The following is a 2,149-nucleotide window of genomic DNA, read 5'->3' on the forward strand; positions in this document are numbered from 1 at the left end:
CATAAAACAGTGGTTTTTTCACCTTTTGGGTGAAGAAAAATCTGATAATTTGACTGCCGATTTCTGCATGGCTATCGGTCTTTCTGCATTTTTACCTGTTTGAGTTTCACGGATTCAGGTGTCCATTGATCATTGTCCATTGTCAATTGATCAAAGTCCTTCTTCTTCGATTATTTCCGCGATCAGCTCGCGCTCGTCCATGTGGTACTTTACGCCTTTGATTTCCTGGTAATCCTCGTGACCCTTGCCCGCGAGGACGATGATGTCGCCGTCCTGCGCGTTGAGCATGCAATAGCGTATCGCTTCCTTGCGCTTGGGCACGACAACGTACTTGCCGTCCGTTTTGTGAAGACCGGTCTTGATGTCCGCGATTATGTCCATTACGTCCTCAAAACGGGAGTTATCCTCGGTGATAACGCTGAGGTCGCTCAGTCTGCCCGAGGTTTCGCCCATCTCATAGCGGCGCACCTTCGGGCGGTTGCCGCCGGCGCCGAACATGGTGATAAGGCGGTTTGGCTTGTACTGCCGCAGGGTCGTAAGCACGTTCTCCATCGAGAGAGCGTTGTGCGCGTAGTCGATCAGCAGCGAGTAATTTCCGGGAACCTTGACGGGCTCGACTCTGCCCTTGACGTGGGCGATTTTCAGTCCGTCGAGTATAGCCTTGTCGGGAATGTCAAAGAACGATACCGCGCTGATCGCCGCGAGAGCGTTGTAGGCGTTGAACTTTCCGGGAACACCGACGTCGGGCGAGAGATTTTTCAGCCCCTCTGTTTCGAAATGAACTCCGATGAAGCCGTTATCCGAGAGAAGCCTGTCGTTTTTGGCGCGGAGCTTTGCGCCCTCGGAGAAGCCGTAGGTCAGGATATCGCCCTTGAAGTCCGCGGTGATTTTCTCCCACGCCGGGTCGTCGATATTAGCCGCGGCGTTTCTGCACTGACGGAAGAGCAGGCTCTTGCAGTAGAGATACTCCGCCATGTCCTTATGCTCGACTCCGCCGATGTGGTCGTTCGAGAAGTTTGTGAACACGGCAGCGTCAAAGGTCATTCCAGCGAGACGGCTCGCCTTAAGACCGATCGACGAGGCTTCGATGACGAACGCCTTGACTCCCGCGTCAGCCATGTTTCGCATTGCCTTCTGGATTTCATAGGACTCCGGCGTTGTGTTGTCTGTCTTGTAGGTATTGCCGCCGTAGACAATGCCGAGGGTGCCGATAGTGCCCGCCTTGATACCCGCCTGCTCAAAAATTTCCGCGATCATCGCGGCGGTGGTCGTCTTGCCCTTAGTGCCGGTGATAGCTACGGTTTTCAGCTCGCGCTCGGGGTAATTAAAGAACGCCCGGCTCATAAGCGCGAGAGCAAGCCGCGTGTCGCCGGTTTTTACAACGGCGACGCCGTCGGGAATATCAAAGTCAAGGTCATCGCTGATAACGAGAGCGGCGGCTCCCTTGTCGATGGCGGAACAGGCGTATTTGTGACCGTCGGCGGCAGCTCCCTTGAGCGCGGCAAAGACGGTGCCGGGGCTAACCTTTCGCGAGTCGTAAATGATATCGCTTATCTCGGGGTTGCCCTCGCGGACAACGGTGTATTCAACGTCCCTCAGAAGGTCGTACAGCTTCATAAAAAATCGCTCCTTTGTGTTTTGGTTCATACAGGGCGCCGATCAGAACAGCGCGCCGCAAGCTGTAAATATTATACCAGTAAATAATATAGATTACAACCTCAGGCGGCAAAAGAGCAAAAAATTATTAATCATGCAAGATTGGTTAATTTTCACTAAAAAAATAGAGAAAATTTTTAGCCTCTCTGAAAAACCGCCGCCGCAAAGGGTTCAAATCGTGCTTTTCCCTTAAATCAAGAAAGGTCGCTTGAGCATAATGCACAAGGGGTCAACGGTAATACTCTACAAAAAATCATCATATAATTTGTGTAAAAGATAAATTTATCTAAAATGTAGTGTGAATTTAAACAAAAAAATAGTAAGGTTTTAACAAGTTAGTTAAAAATTACAAAACCAGTTGCAATTTGCTCCGTTTTTTGATATTATTTAATTAGTGAAGCGGACTGCCCTTTGTGCAATTTGCTCCATCGAAAAAATATTTTTTTTGAAAGAGGGAAATTCCAATGAAAAAGATTCTCGCCATTTTATTGGC

The 2,149-nt window shown here is 49.7% G+C and carries 1 protein-coding gene; it reads right to left on the reverse strand.

The annotated features are described in order from the left end of the window. Positions 1 to 150: 150 nt before the first annotated feature. A complete protein-coding gene (locus KQI64_RS04425; protein WP_216523522.1) occupies positions 151 to 1,617 on the reverse strand; it encodes a UDP-N-acetylmuramoyl-L-alanyl-D-glutamate--2,6-diaminopimelate ligase in 1,467 nt (488 codons plus the stop codon). Between the last annotated feature and the right edge of the window lie 532 nt (positions 1,618 to 2,149).

This window comes from Lachnoclostridium sp. MSJ-17, from assembly GCF_018918205.1.
Classification (GTDB): domain Bacteria; phylum Bacillota; class Clostridia; order Oscillospirales; family Acutalibacteraceae; genus Ruminococcoides.

Coding starts and splice junctions, on each gene's coding strand:
- KQI64_RS04425 (WP_216523522.1), bottom strand. CDS start 1,617: ATGAAGCTGTACGACCTTCTGAGGGACGTTGAATACACCGTTGTCCGC.